The organism is Leeuwenhoekiella sp. ZYFB001 (genome assembly GCF_011784865.1).
In the GTDB taxonomy this organism is placed as follows: Bacteria; Bacteroidota; Bacteroidia; order Flavobacteriales; family Flavobacteriaceae; genus Leeuwenhoekiella; species Leeuwenhoekiella palythoae.
This window is the reverse complement of record NZ_CP050460.1, coordinates 342,379-362,454: the sequence shown is the minus strand read 5'-3', so window position 1 is coordinate 362,454 and position 20,076 is coordinate 342,379. Positions and strand designations below refer to the sequence as shown.

The following is a 20,076-nucleotide window of genomic DNA, read 5'->3' as shown; positions in this document are numbered from 1 at the left end:
TAACGCTCTTTTTCTTCAAATAGTTTATAAATAACGACTTATCTCGCTTAAAAAATCAATTTTATGAATGGCCGGTGGCAAATCTGTTTTATGATAGTTAAAACAGATGCTACGCATACCTACATTAAGCGCACCTTCAATATCTGCTTCATAATTATCACCAATCATCAAACTGTTTCCTGGCACCGCAGCAGCTTGATCCATAGCGTGAAGAAAAATCTTCGAGTCTGGCTTTTTGACACCTACAGACTCGCTACTGGTCACCGTTTTAAAATAGTGATCAATCTTCGAGTTTCGTAATTTGAGCTGTTGCACTTCTTGAAATCCGTTTGTGATAATATGGAGTTTAAAGCGCTTATGCAGATCTTCTAACTGCTCTACAGCCCCGTCAAATAAATAGTTATGCTTTGGCAAATAATCAATATAATCCACCGAAAGTCTATCGATCAAATGATCGTCAATGGAAACCCCAATTGCTTTAAAGCTATTTTTTAATCTTCCGTAGCGCAACTGCTCTTTGGTAATTCGAGATTCGCGATAATACTTCCAATATTGAAAATTTATAGGCTCATAAGCTTCCAGAAAGTCATCAATCGCAACATCAATTTTATTCTTTTGAAAAATATCTGAAAAAGCCAATCTGGAATTTCGGTCAAAATCCCAAAGGGTGTGATCCAGATCAAAAAAAATGTGCTCTATGTTTTTGATTTTAGTCATTTACTAGTTCTCTAAAAAATTGTTTCCACTGGCCTTGATCCTGACCTTTACCTGTAACAGATTTATTCCTAAAACTAAACACAAAACTTCCCTTTACCTGTTCTACCTGTTTTTTCATTGCAAAAAAAGTATCAAGCTCCTGATTGAGTTCTTTTTCATCAGAAGCACTGCTTTCAAATGCCGAAGCTTGCGCACAAATAGGATGAATGAGCAACGGAGTTATCGTCTCATAATCGAGATCATAAAAATTAAATGGAGTGCAGGTTCCTGCTCTGAAACCCAAATATTCAGGATACCCCATAGAATAATCGTTTTTCATTTCTAACTGAATCATTTCGCGGTAATGCTCGGGAAGACTCTGCATATACTTACTGCACCGTACGGCACTTAATTGTTTATTAGTAATTCCCTCAATTCTTTTCTTTTCTAACTTCATTTGGCGTTTTACTGATAACGCCTCTTTAGATAACAACAAACCTACTTCGCTATAATCGCCCACCATTTTAATAAGCTCTCTAAAGGTTTTCTTATTGTATCTGATGTTGCGGGTGTAGGTCGAATAATTACCGACCATAAAGAAGAAAACAAACTTAAACTTGGCGTTCTTTTGTACGTTGATCAACCAACTGAAGGTATCATAAGGATCTTTACGCAAGCCAAGATTCACCCGCAAGCGCAGCCAGATTCTGCTAAACTGCAAATGCACCAGATCAATTAAAAAACTAGTCACCCACCGCATAATGCCAATGCCGTACATCTCATAAGCCTGCTCAACATCTACCAATGCCTGAAAACTGAATTTACGCTGCTCAAAAGGATAATCAGGATATTTCTCTAAAAGTACTTCTTTAAAATATCCCGCCCAGATATCGATAACCGGTTGGGTTAAAATCTCCTCTTGATAGGCAAGACTTTCGGTAGCCGGAAACCGGCCTTGTTCATCCTTTACGTGAGGTAAAAATTCTTCATATCGACTAAGAAGCACAAAGGCCGCAGCAAATATATCAAAGGGTAGCGCGCTTTTAGTTCCGGTCACAAAAAAACACTTCGTCTCGCGCCAAGGCTGCATATTGATCTCAATATCTGTGATGCCTTGTTCAAATAAAACCTCCTGACTTTTTATATGCAACTCTTTGCCTAGCGGTTTACTGGTGTACGAAAGCTTCAAACTATCGTGCACGATAAACTCGTCTACCGCGGTGGTGAATTTTACAGGAATCCCAAGAATATTTGTGCAGATATGCTTAAAGGTATATCGCAATCTTGGGGTGATTTTATGCGTGTAAATAAGAAGCATAAGTAGTTTTATAGCGGCAATTTCCGTAATTTTTAATTAAAGCGGAAGGAATTACAGCAAACCTTCGTCAGCAAAGCTAAAATAGGAATTTTCGGTAATGATAAGATGGTCTAGCACTTTAATATCGAGGCTGGCCGCCGCTGTTTTTAATTTGGAAGTAATCGCCTTGTCAGCCTCACTAGGACGCAAACCGCCTGATGGGTGATTGTGTGCGAGAATCAAAGAAACTGCTCCGCGTTCTAAAGCCAGTTTTAACACCAATCTGACATCGACCAATGTGCCTGTCATTCCGCCTTTGCTCAATTGATGTTTGTGTAAAACCTTATTAGAGTTATTAAGGTATAGAATCCAGAATTCTTCGTGCGGCAGTTCACCTAAAATAGGTTGCAGCAATCTAAAAACCGCGTGACTGCCCGTGATCTTAGTAGGCTCTTCGGCTTTATCGGTTTGTCTCCTGCGGCCCAATTCGGTGGCGGCGGCAATACTCACCGCCTTAGCCGCCCCAATACCTTTAAATTTCATAAGCTGTGAAACGCTCAGTTTGCCCAAAGCATTCAAATTATGATCTACCGAAGCAAGAATGCGCTTGCTCAACGCTACTGCGCTTTCATTTCGACTTCCGGAACCGATTAATATTGCCACAAGCTCTGCGTCGCTAAGTGCATCTTTTCCTTTTTGTAATAATTTTTCCCGAGGACGATCGTCTAAAGACCACTGTTTGATTGAAAAACTTTCTGAATTCTGCTGCATAATAATTCGTCTAAATTCTACGGAACTCGTGGGGCAGCGATCCTTGTCTAAAATTAAAAAATGTATTTTTAGATTTCAGTTTTTAACCAAAAAATAAAATGGAAAGTCTCTTTACTACAGAAAGTTACGTTAAAACTCTTGATCGAATAGATGCCTTAACGCCTAGTCAAAAGCCACAGTGGGGAAAGATGACTGTAAGCCAGATGCTGGCGCATTGTCAAAAACCTTTAGAAATTGCACTTTACAATAAAGATTTTGGGCTGAAATCTAATTTTTTGATTAGAGCATTTTTTAAAAAGGCGATGTATGACGACAGTTCCTTCAGAAAAAATATGCCTACTCCCAAGCGTTTTAAAGTTAGTGAGCCTAAAGATTTCTCAACTGAAAAAGCCGCACTTAAAGAATTGATCGAAGCATTTCACCAACTAATTCCAAATGCTCACTTAGAGCCGCATCCGGTTTTTGGCAAACTCACTACTGAGCAATGGGGAAAAATGCAGTACAAACATCTGGATCATCATCTTAACCAATTTGGCGTATGAGCACATATCCTCCGGCACATCACCAGGAATCCCACTTTAAGAATATTATACAGACACTTAAAACCTTCCCGTTAGCTACTTTGATCACGGTGGAAAACGAGCGTCCTGTGATCACTCATTTACCATTGAGATATGTTGCCGATACGAGCTACGGAAAACTTATAGGTCATATAGATAACAACAATCCGCAAGTTCCACATTTGACTGAAGGTTCACAGGTAAGTGTACTTTTCAACGGCCCTGACACCTATATTTCACCAAGTATTTATACCACTTCGCAATTGCCCACGTGGAATTACATCAAAATACATTTAGAGACAAAAGTTGTAAAAACACTCACTAATGAAGAATTGAAAAGTGAGATGGTTGCGCTTACCTCTTTTTTAGAAGGTAAAGAACAGCGTTACAGGCTTGAACAAACAGACCCAAGAGTTGAAACCTTTGTAAACTATGTTACCGGATTTGAATTGCAAATAACCGCTTGGGAAGGAAAGTTTAAACTTTCTCAAGACAAAAACCGTATAGATCAAGAACAAGCAAAACAAGCGCTAACCAACAACTACGCAGATCTGATGGAAGACTATTTATCAGCAATCTATAGCCGGCACATCACCAAGACCTAATTTACTTTGCCAGCAGATCTTGAACACTGTCAAAATCCAACCCTCCGTAATTGCCACTACTCATAAGCAACAACACCGCATTGTCAAAAGATTTAGTATCTAAGTAGGTTTTAAAATCTTCGGCGTCTGTAAAAATGCTTAGGTCATCACGATCAAACGCAGATGCAATTTGGCTCTCGCTAATCGCTTCTAACTTTTTGAGCGCTACTGCTTCGGGCGTGTAAAAGACTACTGCTTCTTCAGCTGCATCTAAAGCGCCTTTATAGCCTTTGATAAACTCGGCATTTAGACTACTGTAGGTATGCAATTCTAGACAAGCGATCAGCTTTTTATCAGGATATTGATTTTTTACAGCTTTGGTCGTTGCAGCAACTTTACTGGGCGAATGAGCAAAATCTTTATAGGCGATCGCATCAGCAGTCTCCCCGATCTTTTCCAAACGTTTGGCTGCACCTTCAAAACTGGCAATCGCTTCATAAAAATCATCCTCATCAACACCCATATGTTGACAAATCCATTTTGCTCCTGCAAGATTGCTCAGGTTATGTTTCCCAAAAACCGAAATAGGCATAGGTCCTTCTGGAGTTTCTAATAGGGTTTCCCCTGATTCAATGGTGTACTCCGGTGTTGCGTAAGCGTGCTTTCTGGTAGGTGCTGTTGCTGCCTCGGCAATGCGTTTTACCTCAGCATCTTCTTCATTATAAACTAATATTCCGCCTCGCGAAATAGAATCAGCGAAGATTTCAAATTGCTCAACATAATTCTCATACGTAGGAAAAACGTTTACGTGATCCCAAGCAATACCGCTAATCAAAGCGATGTTTGGCTTATATAAATGGAATTTCGGACGACGATCTATAGGCGAAGACAAGTACTCATCACCTTCTAATAAAATAAAATCATTTTCTTCAGTAAGGTGTACCATAGTCTCAAAGCCCGGCAACTGCGCGCCCACCATAAAATCTACCTCACGATCGTGGTAATGCAACACGTGCAAGATCATAGAAGTAATGGTTGTTTTTCCGTGAGAACCGCCAATAACCACGCGGGTTTTTTCTTTAGATTGCTCGTAAAGAAACTCAGGATAACTGTAGATCTTTACACCCAACTCCTGCGCTTTAAGCAATTCCGGATTGTCTGGTTTTGCGTGCATTCCCAAGATTACAGCATCAAGTTGATCATCAATTTTTTCTGGAAACCATCCCATCTCATCAGGAAGCAGGTCATATTTTGCCAATCGGGATTTTGAAGGTTCAAAAATTGCATCATCGCTTCCGCTAACTTCATATCCTTTATGATGTAAGGCTAAAGCCAAATTGTGCATTGCACTTCCTCCAATCGCTATAAAATGTACTCGCATAATCCTGTATAGACTCTTTAAAATAGAATCTGCAAGTTAAGAAATCGCAGTTTCAGAAACGGAATTAAAACAGGTTTCTACCCTATAATTCTTCAATACGTCGTTTCTCTTCTAAAGCCTGCTCAAAATCAGGTTTATCAGCCAAGGCGAGGTTAATGTAATGCGTTGCACGGGTTTTATCTCCCAGGTTTTTGTAGATCTGAGCCATCCTAAAATGCGCCCAACTTACCGGAACTCCATCTTTAACCGAATGGTTTTTTATGTATTGTTTTAAGCTTGCCAATCCCAGTTCAGGTTCCATATCGAACTCAGCTGCAATCTTACCTATTTGATAATTGATCTGGTTACGCTTATGTAATTTTAAGCTTGAAGCTGCATTATCAATCGCCTTCTGAGGTTGATTTTTTTTCTCGTATAAATTGGTTAGTTTCTCATAGGTGGTAGGTGAACCGCCTACTTCAATTGCCTTTTTATATAAAGCTTCGGCTTCTTGCATCTCATCCTGATATTCGGCCACATACCCTCTTGCCAAATACCCATCAACCGGAGAAATAGCTTGAAGTTCCATCGCATAGGCTTCGGCTTTTTTGGTGCTTCCGCCCACGATGCCGGGCAACTGCAAATACAGTTCTACCAATGCCCACCTAGTTTCTATATGTTTTGGGTCTAATTCTGCCGCTTTTGTAAAATGTTCTTTGATATCATCAATGTACGTGAGCGCACGAAGTTTACTAATGTTTAGCGCTTTCATCCCCAAAGCACCACCAAATTTAAAGTGGTAATTAGCACTTGACGGTTGCTCTTCTACCAAAGGCTCATAATAAGCAATTGCGGTATCCCAATCTTCTGCATAAGCCGCTATATCGCCTAAATATTCCCGCGTTTTAGCGTGTTTAGGATGCGCTTTTAAGTAGGCTGAAAAGAGTGGCTTAGCGTGCTCAAACTTTTCTGCCTTGAAATACGCTTCTGCCTTTTCATAATCAGCCTGCTGACCAAAAACCGAAGCAGAAAACAAGAGTGCAATTAAAAACTTCAAATGCATAAGTGGTTGTTTTTGCCAAATCTAAACAAAAAGCACGCCACTATTAAAATGATTTTTAATGATGCCGACAAAGACTTTAAAACATAACAGCTTGTTAAAACGTGGATTATTCTTCCGAAGGGAATTTTTCAAAAATCTTTTGAGCAATTTTTGTGTAATGGGTCACGCGCTCCTGCGGATTGGTGCTCACTTTAATATTGCTATCACTTACCGCTTGCCACACCAAAATATCTTTTTGCGCATCAACAAGATCCAAGGTTATGGTTTGATGATTTTTATTACCGCCTAGCGGAATACCTGCTCCAACGCTTACCCCACCGCCATAGCTTCCGCCGCCAATACCAACCCCAACCGAGTTACGCTGAACGTCTTCATACTCCTCTGCAATAATATTGATCAACACATCCGGAGTTTGAGATTTTGTAAATCCTTTGGCCTGCATTACCGCATCGGTAGCATCCATAAGTCGTTTTAAATCAAGCTGACTCAGGCCGCTATCCATTTCCGGCATAAAGTTATAGGTTTGATATTGAGAAAAATCTATTTGCTCGTCATAGTCATAATCAACACGAGTGCTTCCACAGGAAATTGCTACCACCGCCAGTACGAAAATAAAAAAATGCTTCATCTTGTCTTTTCTTTTAAAAATAGACAATACGAAGCATCTTCTTAGTCAATAAAATCCTAAAACCGCAACTACTCTTCTACCGCAGGACGGTTGAGCATAGCCCACAAACGATCTTTAAGTTGTGTAAGACCTTGCTGCGCTACTGACGATATAAACATATATTCAATAGGCAGGTTTTTATCTAGTTCAGCTTTGAGTTCAGCTTTGAGTTCAGCATCAAGCATATCGCTCTTTGTGATGGCAATTAGCCGATCTTTATCTAAAAGTTGCGGATTGTATTTCTCTAATTCGTGTAATAAGATCTGATACTGTTCTGTAATATCCGGAGCATCTGCCGGAATCATAAACAATAAAGTCGAATTGCGCTCGATGTGTCTAAGAAAGCGATATCCTAAACCTTTTCCTTCTGCTGCCCCTTCAATAATCCCCGGAATATCAGCGATCACAAAAGTTTGAAAATCGCGATACTGAACGATTCCTAGATTAGGTTTTAAAGTCGTAAACTCATAATTGGCAATTTTAGGCTTTGCCGCGGTGATCACTGAAAGTAGAGTTGATTTCCCCGCATTAGGAAAGCCTACCAACCCCACATCTGCAAGCACCTTTAACTCCAAAGTCACATCAACCTCCTGCCCGTCAATTCCGGGTTGTGCATAGCGCGGAGTTTGATTGGTTGATGTTTTAAAATGTGAGTTTCCCAGACCGCCCATTCCGCCTTCGGCGATGATGAATTCTTGATCTTCTTCTGTGATCTCTTTTAAAATCTCTTGCGTTTCGGTGTCACGTATGACTGTCCCTAGTGGCACTTCAATATAAACATCTTCACCATCAGCCCCCGTACTGGTTTGCTTACCGCCATTTTCACCGTGACCGGCCTTAATATGACGCTTGAATTTTAAGTGCAGTAGCGTCCATAGATTAGGGTTAGCACGTGCGATAATATGACCTCCGCGACCACCATCACCTCCATCAGGCCCACCTTTTGCAACAAACTTTTCGCGTCGCAAATGCGCCGACCCCGCACCGCCCTTCCCAGAGCTCACGTGCATTTTTACATAATCAACAAAATTCCCTTCGGTCATCTTCTATTCTGTTTCTTTTAAAATACAAAAATAAACCGCTCTTGACAAAAGCGGTTTACTCTCAACACATTAGTTTACACAGCTTACAACGCATCAATAACGCTGCTTAGGCGTGTGGTGATTTCTTTGATCTCACCCACTCCATCAACGCCAAAATACTTATCCTGTTTTTGATAATAGCCTTTTAAAATTGCCGTCTCATCATAATATACTTTGATACGGTTGCGAATTACAGCCTCATCTGCATCGTCCTTTCTGCCGGAAGTTTTTCCACGTTCTAAAAGACGTTTTACCAAGATCTCATCATCAACTTCAAGAGCGATCATCGCAGCCACCTCTGTACCTTTTTCAGCAAGAAGTTTATCTAATGCTTCAGCCTGTGCTGTAGTACGAGGAAAACCATCAAAAATAAATCCGTTTGCATCTGGAGTTTTATCTACTGTAGCGCTCAACATATCAATTGTAACAGAATCTGGTACTAACTGACCTTTGTCTATATACGACTTTGCCAAAGTACCCAATTCGGTTGCGTTTTTAATATTATATCTAAATACATCTCCCGTTGAAATATGAACCAGATTGTATTTTTCTTTTAAAAAAGAGGCTTGTGTACCCTTACCAGCTCCCGGAGGGCCAAACAATACCAGATTTGTCATTTTTGTGGTTTTTAGTTTATATATAGCATTGAGGTTACGCCCCAATCCGTTGTAGTCCAGACCGTATCCCACGATAAAATCATTAGGGATTTCCAGACCTACGTAATGTATTTTATATTCTTTAGTATACGCTGCTGGTTTATAAAATAAGCTGGCGATGCGATATTTATTCACACCCGCGTTAACCATCATTTGGGTGATTTTTTCGATAGTGTTCCCACTGTCTACAATATCTTCAATGATCACCACCTCTCGTTCTTCAAGATCAGCCTCTAATGGAATATGCGTCTGCACCTGACCGGTACTCGAGGTACCATCATACGAACTCATTTTAATAAATTCGATCTCACAATCTCCATCAAATCTGCTCAACAATTCGGTTGCAAACTTATAAGCGCCGTTGAGCACCACAAGAAAAACCGGCTCTTTGCCTTTAAAATCACGATTAATTTGCGCCGCTACCGTATCTATCGCCTGAAGTAATTTTTCCTCAGAAATATACTCCTCAAATTGAAGTCCGTTTAATGTAATCATGATTCGCTTGATGGTCGTTAGTGTCAGGCGGCAAAGATACATATTGTTCACGAATATCGCTTTGAGCCTTATTCAATTAGAATAGCACGTGTAATCATATTTTTAGCCTGAAGTATTTCGGGCGTTGCTTCGGCTTTCTGTGTGTAAAAAGTTACTTTTGTATGACTAATTTTTTGTAGTAAAAAAGACCTAGAATTAATGACCTCATATTTTTCTTCAGATTTTAAACTCGCCATTTTAGGTGGCGGTCAATTGGGCAAAATGTTGCTTTATGAAACCCGCAAATTTGATATTCAAACCCTGGTTTTAGACCCTAATCCTGAAGCGCCTTCGCGGTTAGCCGCTAATTTTTTTCAACAAGGTGATCTGATGGATTATGATACGGTGTATCAGTTTGGAAAAAGAGCCGACATCGTAACTTTTGAGATCGAAGCAGTAAATATAGATGCTCTTGAACAACTAGAAGCTGAAGGAATAACTGTGTATCCCAGCCCTAAAACACTGAGGAAAATTCAGGATAAAGGGGTGCAAAAAGATTTTTACACTGAAAAAAACATCCCTACTGCACCGTATAAGAAATACCCTAATCTTGCAGATCTCAAGCTTGCCCTGACGGCCAATCAAAGCAGTTTTCCTTTTGTTTGGAAAAGCACCCAAGGCGGTTATGACGGTAAAGGGGTGCAGGTCGTTCGCTCACAAGAAGATCTTGAAAAACTGGTAGACACGCCGTGCATCGCTGAAAGAATGATTCCCTTTAAAAACGAATTGGCAGTGATTGTTGTGCGCTCGCCTAAAGGCGAAGTAAAAACCTATCCTGTCGTAGAAATGGAATTTCATCCGGAGGCCAATCAAGTTGAATACGTGATCTGCCCGGGGCGCATTGATGATAAAGTCGCGACAAAAGCCCGCGAAGTTGCTACTCAAGTTTCAGAAGCCTTTGAGCACGTAGGACTTTTAGCAGTTGAAATGTTTCAAACCGAAGATGATGAAATCCTGGTTAACGAAGTAGCACCGCGCCCGCATAACAGCGGTCATTACAGTATTGAAGGCAGTTATACCAACCAGTTTGAGCAACACCTGCGTGCAATTTTAAACCTTCCGTTAGGAGAAACCGAAAGTAAAATTGGAGCGGTAATGGTCAATCTTGTAGGTGCAGAAGGCCATACCGGCGACGTGTATTATGAGAAGATCGAAGATATTATGGCGCTCAAAGGCGTAACACCTCATATCTACGGAAAACGGGAGACCAGACCGTTTAGAAAAATGGGGCACGTAACCATTGTTAATAGTGACTTGAGCGAAGCACGTAACATCGCCGAACAGGTTAAAAACGCTATTAGGGTAATCACCAAATAAATTCTGAACTTCAATAAAACAAATCAATTAAAACGCTCAAGCGTAATAAAAAGATAATTATGGTAGGAATAATCATGGGAAGCACCAGCGATATGCCGGTGATGCAGGCAGCGATAGATGTTCTTGAACAATTGGGAATCAAAACTGAAGTTGATATTGTTTCAGCACACCGCACTCCAGACAAATTGTTTGATTACGGAAAAAATGCTCACGAGCGTGGAATTCAGGTAATCATTGCCGGTGCCGGTGGTGCCGCACATTTACCGGGAATGATCGCATCTTTATCTCCGCTTCCGGTGATTGGTGTACCTGTAAAATCACGCAATTCAATCGACGGTTGGGATTCTGTGCTCTCTATTTTACAGATGCCGGGCGGTGTTCCTGTGGCAACTGTAGCCCTTGACGGTGCGCAAAATGCGGGCATTCTCGCCGCTCAAATTCTTGGTGCTTCAGACGAAGACGTTCGCAATCGCATCGTTGACTTTAAAACTGGGTTAAAAGAGAAGGTAATAAAAGGCGCTGCTTCGATCAAAAAGTAAACTTTTTTACTGCAAACCAACAGGAAGTATATGCCACTAAAAAGAGCCGTTAAAAACGGCTCTCAAGAAATGTATCAGGTAAATTAAAGTATTTATTAACCATTCTAAATATTATTAATCAAACCTTTCCTACATATCTAAATCAATATTTTATGGCTTAGCAAATTTACCTTAAAGTAACTATAATTTTCGCTAAAGGTATCATAATACTAGCTAAAATACTTATAACCTAAAAAAGACTATAAAAAATTGAAAAATTCGAAAAATATACTACTTCAAAGTTTTGATATCGCACCTTTTGACGCGATACAAAATGAAGATTATAAACCTGCTATTGAGGCCGCTATCGCTCAAGCCCGACAAGAAATTGACTTCATCACAAACAATCCAGAGCCGGCAACTTTTGAAAATACGATTGCCGCATTGGACTATGCCGGATATCAATTAGACCGAGTTACAAGCATTTTTTTTAACCTCAACAGCGCCGAAACTAACGAGACGATTCAAAAAACAGCACAAGAGGTTTCTCCGCTATTATCAGAATTTTCTAATGATATCACCCTTAACGAAGCCTTGTTTAAACGTGTAAAAAACGTTTACGATTCCCGAGAGTCTCTTGAGCTTGCAAGAGAAGAGGAAGTGTTATTAGACAAACGCTATAAAGGCTTTTCTCGTAACGGTGCTAATTTAGCTGAAGATAAAAAAGCGCGCTTACGTGAGATTGATACCGAATTGTCTAAGCTTTCATTGACCTTTGGTGAAAATATTCTTGCGGAAACAAACAAGTTTGAGCTGCATCTTACCGATGAAGCAGATCTTGCCGGTCTTCCCGAAAGTACCAAAGAAGCTGCCGCACAAACCGCTGAAGAAAAAGGTAAAGAAGGCTGGGTGTTTACGCTTGAATACCCAAGCTATATTCCGTTTATGAAATATGCCGAAAATCGCGAATTGCGTAAAAAAATGGCGATAGCCTTCGGTGCAAAAGGTTTTCATAATGACGAACTAGACAATCAGGAGAACGTGCTTAAAATTGTTAAGCTACGTCAGGAACGTGCTAATCTTTTAGGCTATAAAACGCACGCACATTTTGTACTTGAAGAACGCATGGCCAAAAGCCCTGAAAATGTAGAGCGTTTTCTACAAGATCTATTGGAGAAAGCAAAACCTGCAGCAGAACGCGAGTTTGCACAACTTACCAACTTCGCTAAGAAACGCGATGGCATTGAAGAACTTCAAAAATGGGACAGCGCTTTTTATTCTGAAAAATTAAAGCAAGAACTTTTTGAATTGGACGACGAGCAATTGAAGCCGTATTTCAAGTTAGAGAATGTTATTGATGGTGTCTTCACCATTGCCCAGAAATTATACAAACTGCGTTTTGTTGAAGTACAAGACATTCCAAAGTATCACAAAGATGTAAAGACCTATCAGGTTTTTGATGACCAGGATAATTTCATCGCCATTTTTTATGCTGATTTTCATCCACGTGCCGGAAAACGTGCAGGAGCTTGGATGACGCAATACAAAGGTCAGTTTAAAAAAGACGGAATGAATGAACGACCACACGTTTCTAATGTGTGCAATTTTACAAAACCAACGGCTTCAAAACCGTCTTTGTTAACCTTTAACGAGGTTACTACGCTGTTTCACGAGTTTGGCCACGGACTTCACGGAATGCTGGCGAACACCACCTATCCTAGCCTGTCTGGACCATCTGTTTACTGGGATTTTGTTGAATTACCAAGTCAAGTTTTAGAGAACTGGTGTTACGAGCCTGAGGCTTTAGAATTATTTGCCAAGCATTACGAGACTGGAGAAACCATCCCGATGGTATTGATCGATAAGATCAAAAAAGCAGCCAACTTTCAAGAAGGGATGCAAACGCTTCGTCAGTTGAGTTTTGGTATCCTAGATATGTCTTGGCACGGCGCAGACCCTAGCGGAATAACCGATGTAAAAGCACACGAAAAAGCTGCTTTTGAAAATACCAAACTCTACCCGGATGTTGCCGAGAACTGTATGAGTGTTTCATTCTCTCACATCTTTCAAGGTGGATATTCTAGCGGATACTATTCCTACAAATGGGCAGAAGTCTTGGATGCTGATGCTTTTGCTTACTTTAAAGAAAACGGTATTTTTAATGCTGAAGTCGCGCAGAAATTTAAAGATCACGTACTCTCTCAAGGAGGCACCGAAGATCCTATGGTTTTATACAAGCGCTTCCGCGGAAAAGAACCTAATCCTGAAGCACTTTTAAAAAGAGCCGGATTGATACAATAAAAATATGCCAGCCTGTCCAAATTGTAGTCATAAATTAAACTCCAGAAAGCTCTTAAAGAGTTTCTGGAGTTTTAATAGTTATAGTAATATAACCTGTCTATCCTGTGGTGTGACTTTAGCTCATACTTCTAAAAATAGGCTGTATGGAGGGCTCTCTATTGGCATAACACTTTTTATAAGTTTCGCTGCTTACGCATTCTCAAATGAAACAATCGGTATGAAAGTTATGATAAGCGGTTGTACTACAATTCTTGTAGCCTTAATATTGAGCACTATTGCCGTCTCTTATTTCTCTTTCGAAATCACTTCTAAAAACTACTAAATCCTATTCTTTTCCTCGATCCATTTACTCATAAACTTAGAGGCTTGAAGCGATTGATGCCAAAGCATCGCTCCTGTAAAGTTTGAAATACGATGGGTTTCCAAATTGACTTGTAAATCACTTAAGCGTTTTTTGAAAACAGAATTCCACGCTTCTTTAGAAAAGCGCTTATTCACAATATTTACCCCATTAGCTTGCGCTTCGCTAAATTTATTCTTGTCCTTATATAATGTGATTGCAGCATCTGCAAAGGCCTTAGGATCATCGATAACGCTACCGTTAAAGTCTAGTTCGCCGTGCATTCCTTCAGCACCTACGCTTGTGGTTACTCCTGGTGTTCCACATTGCATCGCGTCGAGCAGCTTTCCTTTTAAACCAGCTCCCGTAAGTAAAGGTGCGAGCAATACTCTAGCTTGTTCAATAACTTCATGCGCGCTATCGGCTCTGCCCAAAACATAAAAATGCTCTTTAGGATTGTGCAATTGCGTATGCTTTTCTGCGGGATACGAACCATAAACACGCATTTCGGCATCCGGCAATTGCTTACGTATGAGCGGCCAGATTTCCGTTTTTAAATACCGTACCGAAAGCCAATTGGGTTCATGTCTGAAATTACCGATCGTTACAAAACGCTTCCGCGTCTCAAAAGGTTTCCAAGCCTGCTGCTCTTTCGTGGTAATTGGTGCAACCATAAACGGCAAGTACAACAACTGCGCATCGGGCACTTTAAAAAACGCTCGCAACAACTGCATTTCAGCCTCCGAAATAATTAACGAGAGATCGCACCGATAGATACTGGCAAGCTCGCGCTTTGCGTAATCGGTATGCAAATGTTTCTCAGAGAAGGCTTCATTCGCTTTTAGAGCAGCTTCTCTCCCCTTTCTCAAACCGTGCAAGTCTATCGTTTCTAAAACACGTAGCGCACCCGGACATTGCTCTTTTACGCGCCAACCAAATTGTTCCTCGATCACAAACTTGTCAAACAACACCAGATCGGGATTGAGTTCTTTGATAAAGACATCAAATGAAGCGTTGTTCAATTGAATGTTGTGGGTTTGGACACCTAGTGCATCCAGGTCTTCAGCGTAGGGTGTTTTACCCGCGGCGCAAGCAAAACTCACGACATAGCCCTGCGCTTGCAAGCTCTCGAGCAGTTGCATAATTCGTGTTCCTGCCGCTGACGAAACCGGCTCCGGCCAAACATTACCTATAATTAATGCGTTCATAGCGCAAAGATAGTTTTACTACAGCAGGAAACAACCTCACTGCAAGTCCTTGAGGAATTACTCAGAAACAGGGCTACCAATTTCGAATCAAGCCTTTAGATATTATACCTATTGAGGGCGTTATTAAAATAAGTTTCAATAATTACTGAAACTTTAAAATATTTAATTATATTTGAGTATGGAATTCAATGAAGCAAAAGCACAATTTTTACAAACCTGGGGCGCATTAGGCTCGCAATGGGGCATTAATAAAACCATGGCGCAAATTCACGCGTTATTAATGATCTCTCCAGATTCACTATCGATGGAAGATGTGATGGAAGAGTTGCAGATCTCTCGCGGTAATGCCAGTATGAACCTGCGCGGACTTATAGATTGGGGAATTGTATATAAAGAGTATAAGCCCGGCGAGCGTCGGGAGTATTTTAAAGCGGATCAAGACGTAGATTCGCTGGCCCGCAAGATTGCTGTGGAACGCAGCAAGCGAGAAATCAAACCGGCAATTCGGGTTTTAGAAGGCGTAAAAAACTTTGACGAAACCGACAAAAGTCCGGAAGCTTTAAAATTTAAAATGAAAACCCAAGAGCTTCACGATTTTGTAAATAAAGCAGATACAATGCTTGAAAAAATCGTCAATCAAAAAGAAAACTGGATCACCAAAACTATCATGAAGCTGATGACCTAGATCTAAGCTTAGGTTTCTAGAGAATAAATTCAGGCTAAGAAGCTTTTCCCTTAAATATTCATGACTATAAATTTCAATATTTTCTGAAAGTTTAAAAATAAAGATATGAATGCACTTAATTATTTTATTATCGCGGGAGGATTTGGTCAAATTTTCACTGCGTTGATTTATCCCTACATCAGACATCGCGTTTTTGATTGGTACAATGATGTGAAACAACTCAAACCATTGAACCAAGAGATCGCTAAAACATATGGACATTATATTCAAGGTCTGAATTTTTCTTTTGGTTTGATCGCAATTGTAATCCCGAAACATTTAGCTAATGGAAGCGCCTTAGCATTGGCACTTACTTCTCTTATTGCTGCTTACTGGGTAGGTAAAGTTGCCACTCAAATCGCATACTACCCAATGTATGACATTCCTAAAAATCCAATCTTTAAATTAGGAAGTTACGGTATGAATACACTTTTTGTATTCTTTGCGACACTTTACACTGCTCTTTGCGCTTTCAATCTTTATCAATTGCTCTAAACTAAAAAAGCGCCACTCGTTATGAATGGCGCTTTTTAATTTATGTTTTAGAAGACTACGCTTCTTCCATATACTCTTCAATTGGAGCACAGGTACAGATTAAATTTCGGTCCCCGTAAGCATCATCTACTCGACGTACAGAAGGCCAGAATTTGTTATCTGCAACATACTCCAGCGGATAAGCTGCTTGCTGACGCGTGTATGGAAAATCCCAAGTTTCAGCAGTTAGCATATGCATCGTGTGCGGTGCATTCTTAAGCACATTATTCTCGTTATCTGCAGTTGCCTGATCGATCTCTTTTCTTATACTGATCATTGCATCACAAAAACGATCTAACTCCTGCTTACTTTCACTCTCTGTAGGCTCGATCATCATTGTTCCTGCAACCGGGAACGATACCGTAGGCGAATGAAAACCGTAATCAATTAAGCGCTTAGCGATATCAACCACTTCGACCCCGTTATCTTTAAATGGACGACAATCGATGATCATCTCGTGAGCCGCACGTCCTTTTTCTCCAGAATACAATACTTCAAAAGCACCTTTTAAACGCTCTTTAATATAGTTTGCGTTTAGAATGGCAGCTTCCGTAGATTGTTTTAATCCGTCTGCCCCTAACATTTTGATGTAGGCATAACTGATCAAGCACACTAAAGAAGATCCCCAAGGAGCTGCAGAAATTGCAGAAATCGCTTGTTCGCCTCCGGTCTTGATCACAGGATTCGTAGGTAAAAACGGAACCAGCTGCTCTGCCACACAAATAGGTCCAACGCCTGGTCCTCCACCACCGTGAGGAATTGCAAAAGTTTTATGCAAGTTAAGGTGACAAACATCGGCACCAATTTTACCTGGATTGGTCAAACCAACCTGCGCATTCATATTGGCACCATCCATATACACCTGACCACCATTCTCGTGAATGATCGAAGTGATTTCTTGAATTGCACTTTCATAAACTCCGTGCGTTGATGGATAAGTTACCATCAACGCAGCAAGGTTATCTTTATATTTTTCAGCTTTTTCACGAAGATCGTCAACGTCGATATTTCCTGCTTCAGTAGCTTTGGTTACTACTACTTGCATCCCGGCCATTACAGCACTTGCAGGGTTTGTCCCGTGTGCAGAAGATGGAATTAAGCAAATATTTCTATGATGATCATTTCTACTTTCGTGGTAGGCTTTGATCACCATCAATCCTGCATATTCTCCCTGTGCTCCGGAATTAGGCTGAAGACTCGTTCCCGCAAAACCGGTAATTTCGGTTAATTGATCTTCTAATTTTTTAAGCACCGTTTGATATCCTTCGGCTTGTTCTACCGGTACAAACGGATGAATTCCGCCCCAGCGTGCATCACTTAGCGGAAGCATTTCGGCAGCAGCATTCAGCTTCATCGTACACGATCCTAACGAGATCATACTGTGATTCAACGACAGATCTTTACGCTCTAAACGTTTGATGTAACGCATCAACTCCGTTTCAGAATGATAGCTGTTAAACACCTCGTTGGTCATAAATTCAGTTTTACGACCTAAAGCTTCCGGGATCGTAATCTCGTCAACTAAAGCTTCTAAATGCGTAAATTCTTTACCTAAAGCTTCAGCAAAAACCGAAATAACTTTATTGAGATCAGAAAGGCTTGTTGCTTCGTTTACCGCAATTGATACAGTTTCAGCATCCGGATAGTAGAAGTTGATTTCGTTTGCTTCTGCATACTTGCGCACTGTTGCCGCATCTGTTTTTACACGAATGGTGTCAAAATACGCAGAGTTCAACTGATACAATCCTAAACTTTCTAACGCATCAGCAAGGGTTGCTGCGGTACGCTGAATTTTGGTCGCGATATATTCAAGACCTTTTGGTCCGTGATACACCCCATACATTCCTGCCATCACTGCAAGAAGTACTTGCGCGGTACAAATGTTTGAAGTCGCTTTATCGCGCTTGATATGTTGCTCACGGGTTTGAAGTGCCATACGTAACGCACGGTCTCCATTACGATCTTTGGTCACCCCAATGATACGTCCCGGAATATTTCTTTTAAATTCTTCACGTGTTGCAAAATAAGCAGCGTGCGGCCCACCGTATCCTAACGGAATTCCGAAACGCTGGGTAGTACCCACAACAACATCTGCTCCTAAATGCCCTGGTGATTCTAAGAGCACCAAACTCATTATATCTGCTGCAACAGCAACTTTAATGTCTGCTTCTTTAGCTTTAGCAATAAAGCCGGCATAATCGTGAACTTCGCCTGATGCAGATGGATATTGTAACAGCGCCCCAAAGAATTCTGAACTAAAATCAAACTCTTGTGGATTTCCTACAACCAACTCTACACCTACCGGAAGGGCTCGTGTTTCTAAAACTGATAAAGTTTGTGGTAACACTTCTTTATCAACAAAGAATTTAACCACATCGTTTTTCTTTTGATCACGACTACGCACTGCTGCAAGAAGCGTCATCGCCTCTGCTGCTGCTGTAGATTCATCGAGCAAAGATGCGTTGGCAAGTTCCATCCCGGTCAGGTCACTTATCATCGTCTGGAAGTTTAATAAAGCTTCTAGACGACCTTGCGCGATCTCTGCTTGGTACGGCGTGTAAGCCGTGTACCAACCCGGATTTTCTAAAATATTACGCTGAATAACCGCAGGAATTTTAGACTCGTGATATCCTAAACCTATGTATGTTTTAAACAGCTTGTTTTTATTGGCCAAAGCATTGATGTGCGTGGCATACTCGTATTCACTAAGCGCCGGCTCCAGATCAAGGGCTTTTTTCAATTTAATTCCGTCAGGCAGGGTTTCGTAGATCAATTGATCTATATTTTCTGCCCCGATCGCTTTCAACATCTCCTCCTTCTCCTCAGGTCTTGGACCAATGTGTCTTAGTGAAAAAACATCTGTTCTCATATGCAATTTATGTGTGTTTAGAATGGCGCAAAAGTACAATTTCAGATATATATTCTGAGCGATATACCTCCTACTTTTTTAACCACTTAAAGCACTTATTAACAGTTGCTGTATATTTACCTGATGAAATCTCTCAAAGGCCTTTTTGATTTTTATATCAACAGCAGTATACACGTGGCCTTTGCTGTGCTCGCGCTTGCATTGATTACCGAAAAACAACTGGATCTTGAACTAGATCTCTACTTCAATCTCTTTATTTTTTTAGGAACCATTACCGGCTATAATTTTGTGAAATACGCTGCTCTCGCCGGTCTGCATCACAGAAACCTTACTGATAGGCTTAAAATGATACAGACGTTTTCATTTATTTACTTTATAGGCTTAATGTATGTGGCTTATCAATTTACGGTTAGCTTCTGGATTTCTTGTATTCCCTTGGCTTTACTTACTGTTCTTTATGCAATCCCTTTTTTACCGCATAAAACCAACTTAAGAAAAGTACCATCAATTAAAATATTTATCATCGCCGCAGTCTGGGCAGGCGTGACGGTATATTTACCGGTCGTTTATAATACCACTAATTTTTCTACGGAATTTTATCTCGAACTCGCACAACGTTTTATGCTGGTACTCGCGTTAATTATTCCATTTGAAATACGCGATCTAACTTACGACTCTAACGCGTTGGGGACACTTCCGCAGGTATTAGGCATAAAAAAAACCAAGCTAGTTGGTTTATCAATGGTTTTGGGATGTATGGTTCTTGAGGCATTTAAAGCCAATGCATTCAGCACTTATGCTATTCTATTTCTTACAGCTTTAGCGATCATTAGATCCAACAGTAAGCAGCCTCATTATTATGCATCTTTTGTAGTGGAAGGAATCCCTATTCTTTGGGGAATTTTTATTCTGGCGTTTTAGCCAGTTCACGCTCTAGTTCTTCACGAATGCGCTTCTTACACTCAGGAGTCATATGCTTGCACTTAGAGTCTTTT

The 20,076-nt window shown here is 40.6% G+C and carries 18 protein-coding genes; 8 read left to right on the top strand and 10 right to left on the bottom strand.

The annotated features are described in order from the left end of the window. Positions 1-24: 24 nt before the first annotated feature. Genes HCN54_RS01475 through radC form a run of 3 tightly spaced genes read right to left on the bottom strand, consistent with a single transcriptional unit; the run spans position 25 to position 2,764 of the window. Positions 25-717 (bottom strand): YjjG family noncanonical pyrimidine nucleotidase, encoded by a 693-nt coding sequence (locus HCN54_RS01475; protein WP_167596262.1) that lies wholly within the window; start codon positions 715-717, stop codon positions 25-27. Next, positions 710-2,014, bottom strand: coding sequence for a polysaccharide deacetylase family protein (locus HCN54_RS01470; RefSeq protein ID WP_167596261.1), 1,305 nt, complete (start codon positions 2,012-2,014; stop codon positions 710-712). The genes HCN54_RS01475 and HCN54_RS01470 overlap by 8 nt, the downstream gene beginning before the upstream one ends. 51 nt (positions 2,015-2,065) lie before the next feature. After that, entirely contained in the window at positions 2,066-2,764 is a 699-nt protein-coding gene (gene radC, locus HCN54_RS01465) for a RadC family protein (RefSeq protein WP_167596260.1), read from the bottom strand. A 98-nt stretch (positions 2,765-2,862) separates the two neighbouring features. On the opposite strand from radC, the gene HCN54_RS01460 reads away from it, so the two are divergent. Both HCN54_RS01460 and HCN54_RS01455 read left to right on the top strand, forming a co-directional pair. After that, positions 2,863-3,306 (top strand): DUF1569 domain-containing protein, encoded by a 444-nt coding sequence (locus HCN54_RS01460; RefSeq protein ID WP_167596259.1) that lies wholly within the window; start codon positions 2,863-2,865, stop codon positions 3,304-3,306. Next, complete coding sequence (locus HCN54_RS01455) at positions 3,303-3,929, top strand: FMN-binding negative transcriptional regulator (protein ID WP_167596258.1); 627 nt, start codon at positions 3,303-3,305, stop codon at positions 3,927-3,929. The genes HCN54_RS01460 and HCN54_RS01455 overlap by 4 nt, the downstream gene beginning before the upstream one ends. Before the next feature lies 1 nt (position 3,930). Here the strand turns inward: HCN54_RS01455 and HCN54_RS01450 are convergent, their stop codons facing one another. The 5 genes from HCN54_RS01450 to HCN54_RS01430 form a co-directional block, all read right to left on the bottom strand. Further along, positions 3,931-5,289, bottom strand: a complete 1,359-nt coding sequence (locus tag HCN54_RS01450; RefSeq protein ID WP_167596257.1) for a UDP-N-acetylmuramate--L-alanine ligase — start codon at positions 5,287-5,289, stop codon at positions 3,931-3,933. Positions 5,290-5,371: 82 nt separating this feature from the next. Further along, the gene (locus HCN54_RS01445; protein ID WP_167596256.1) at positions 5,372-6,331 is read right to left on the bottom strand and encodes a tetratricopeptide repeat protein; all 960 of its coding nucleotides are present in this window, start codon (positions 6,329-6,331) and stop codon (positions 5,372-5,374) included. A gap of 106 nt (positions 6,332-6,437) precedes the next feature. Beyond that, the gene (locus tag HCN54_RS01440; protein WP_167596255.1) at positions 6,438-6,959 is read right to left on the bottom strand and encodes a DUF4136 domain-containing protein; all 522 of its coding nucleotides are present in this window, start codon (positions 6,957-6,959) and stop codon (positions 6,438-6,440) included. 68 nt (positions 6,960-7,027) lie between these two features. Next, on the bottom strand, positions 7,028-8,041 hold the full coding sequence (gene obgE, locus HCN54_RS01435) for a GTPase ObgE (protein ID WP_167596254.1): 1,014 nt from the start codon (positions 8,039-8,041) through the stop codon (positions 7,028-7,030). Positions 8,042-8,124: 83 nt separating this feature from the next. Then, the gene (locus HCN54_RS01430) at positions 8,125-9,231 is read right to left on the bottom strand and encodes an adenylate kinase (RefSeq protein WP_167596253.1); all 1,107 of its coding nucleotides are present in this window, start codon (positions 9,229-9,231) and stop codon (positions 8,125-8,127) included. A gap of 198 nt (positions 9,232-9,429) precedes the next feature. Between HCN54_RS01430 and HCN54_RS01425 the strand changes: the two genes are divergently transcribed. The 3 genes from HCN54_RS01425 to HCN54_RS01415 all read left to right on the top strand — a co-directional run bounded on the left by HCN54_RS01425 (position 9,430) and on the right by HCN54_RS01415 (position 13,406). After that, on the top strand, positions 9,430-10,587 hold the full coding sequence (locus HCN54_RS01425; protein WP_167596252.1) for a 5-(carboxyamino)imidazole ribonucleotide synthase: 1,158 nt from the start codon (positions 9,430-9,432) through the stop codon (positions 10,585-10,587). Positions 10,588-10,646: 59 nt separating this feature from the next. Then, complete coding sequence (purE, locus tag HCN54_RS01420; protein WP_167596251.1) at positions 10,647-11,126, top strand: 5-(carboxyamino)imidazole ribonucleotide mutase; 480 nt, start codon at positions 10,647-10,649, stop codon at positions 11,124-11,126. Between the two features lie 249 nt (positions 11,127-11,375). Beyond that, complete coding sequence (locus HCN54_RS01415; RefSeq protein ID WP_167596250.1) at positions 11,376-13,406, top strand: M3 family metallopeptidase; 2,031 nt, start codon at positions 11,376-11,378, stop codon at positions 13,404-13,406. 318 nt (positions 13,407-13,724) lie between these two features. On the opposite strand, the gene HCN54_RS01410 is transcribed toward HCN54_RS01415, so the two are convergent. After that, on the bottom strand, positions 13,725-14,954 hold the full coding sequence (locus HCN54_RS01410) for a glycosyltransferase family 4 protein (RefSeq protein WP_167596249.1): 1,230 nt from the start codon (positions 14,952-14,954) through the stop codon (positions 13,725-13,727). Positions 14,955-15,132: 178 nt separating this feature from the next. Here HCN54_RS01410 and HCN54_RS01405 point away from each other — a divergent pair, with 178 nt between their 5' ends. Next, a complete protein-coding gene (locus HCN54_RS01405) occupies positions 15,133-15,639 on the top strand; it encodes a GbsR/MarR family transcriptional regulator (RefSeq protein ID WP_072984153.1) in 507 nt (168 codons plus the stop codon). A gap of 105 nt (positions 15,640-15,744) precedes the next feature. Next, positions 15,745-16,173 (top strand): hypothetical protein, encoded by a 429-nt coding sequence (locus HCN54_RS01400; protein ID WP_167596248.1) that lies wholly within the window; start codon positions 15,745-15,747, stop codon positions 16,171-16,173. 55 nt (positions 16,174-16,228) lie between these two features. Here HCN54_RS01400 and gcvP read toward each other — a convergent pair whose 3' ends face one another. After that, complete coding sequence (gene gcvP, locus HCN54_RS01395) at positions 16,229-19,081, bottom strand: aminomethyl-transferring glycine dehydrogenase (RefSeq protein ID WP_167596247.1); 2,853 nt, start codon at positions 19,079-19,081, stop codon at positions 16,229-16,231. 123 nt (positions 19,082-19,204) lie between these two features. On the opposite strand from gcvP, the gene HCN54_RS01390 reads away from it, so the two are divergent. Then, a complete protein-coding gene (locus HCN54_RS01390; protein ID WP_167596246.1) occupies positions 19,205-20,002 on the top strand; it encodes a hypothetical protein in 798 nt (265 codons plus the stop codon). Positions 20,003-20,076 lie beyond the last annotated feature (74 nt).

Coding starts and splice junctions, on each gene's coding strand:
- HCN54_RS01405 (WP_072984153.1), top strand. CDS start 15,133: ATGGAATTCAATGAAGCAAAAGCACAATTTTTACAAACCTGGGGCGCA.
- HCN54_RS01425 (WP_167596252.1), top strand. CDS start 9,430: ATGACCTCATATTTTTCTTCAGATTTTAAACTCGCCATTTTAGGTGGC.
- HCN54_RS01410 (WP_167596249.1), bottom strand. CDS start 14,954: ATGAACGCATTAATTATAGGTAATGTTTGGCCGGAGCCGGTTTCGTCA.
- HCN54_RS01460 (WP_167596259.1), top strand. CDS start 2,863: ATGGAAAGTCTCTTTACTACAGAAAGTTACGTTAAAACTCTTGATCGA.
- HCN54_RS01400 (WP_167596248.1), top strand. CDS start 15,745: ATGAATGCACTTAATTATTTTATTATCGCGGGAGGATTTGGTCAAATT.
- HCN54_RS01470 (WP_167596261.1), bottom strand. CDS start 2,014: ATGCTTCTTATTTACACGCATAAAATCACCCCAAGATTGCGATATACC.
- radC (WP_167596260.1), bottom strand. CDS start 2,764: ATGCAGCAGAATTCAGAAAGTTTTTCAATCAAACAGTGGTCTTTAGAC.
- HCN54_RS01455 (WP_167596258.1), top strand. CDS start 3,303: ATGAGCACATATCCTCCGGCACATCACCAGGAATCCCACTTTAAGAAT.
- HCN54_RS01475 (WP_167596262.1), bottom strand. CDS start 717: ATGACTAAAATCAAAAACATAGAGCACATTTTTTTTGATCTGGATCAC.
- HCN54_RS01450 (WP_167596257.1), bottom strand. CDS start 5,289: ATGCGAGTACATTTTATAGCGATTGGAGGAAGTGCAATGCACAATTTG.
- HCN54_RS01445 (WP_167596256.1), bottom strand. CDS start 6,331: ATGCATTTGAAGTTTTTAATTGCACTCTTGTTTTCTGCTTCGGTTTTT.
- HCN54_RS01430 (WP_167596253.1), bottom strand. CDS start 9,231: ATGATTACATTAAACGGACTTCAATTTGAGGAGTATATTTCTGAGGAA.
- obgE (WP_167596254.1), bottom strand. CDS start 8,041: ATGACCGAAGGGAATTTTGTTGATTATGTAAAAATGCACGTGAGCTCT.
- HCN54_RS01440 (WP_167596255.1), bottom strand. CDS start 6,959: ATGAAGCATTTTTTTATTTTCGTACTGGCGGTGGTAGCAATTTCCTGT.
- gcvP (WP_167596247.1), bottom strand. CDS start 19,081: ATGAGAACAGATGTTTTTTCACTAAGACACATTGGTCCAAGACCTGAG.
- purE (WP_167596251.1), top strand. CDS start 10,647: ATGGTAGGAATAATCATGGGAAGCACCAGCGATATGCCGGTGATGCAG.
- HCN54_RS01390 (WP_167596246.1), top strand. CDS start 19,205: ATGAAATCTCTCAAAGGCCTTTTTGATTTTTATATCAACAGCAGTATA.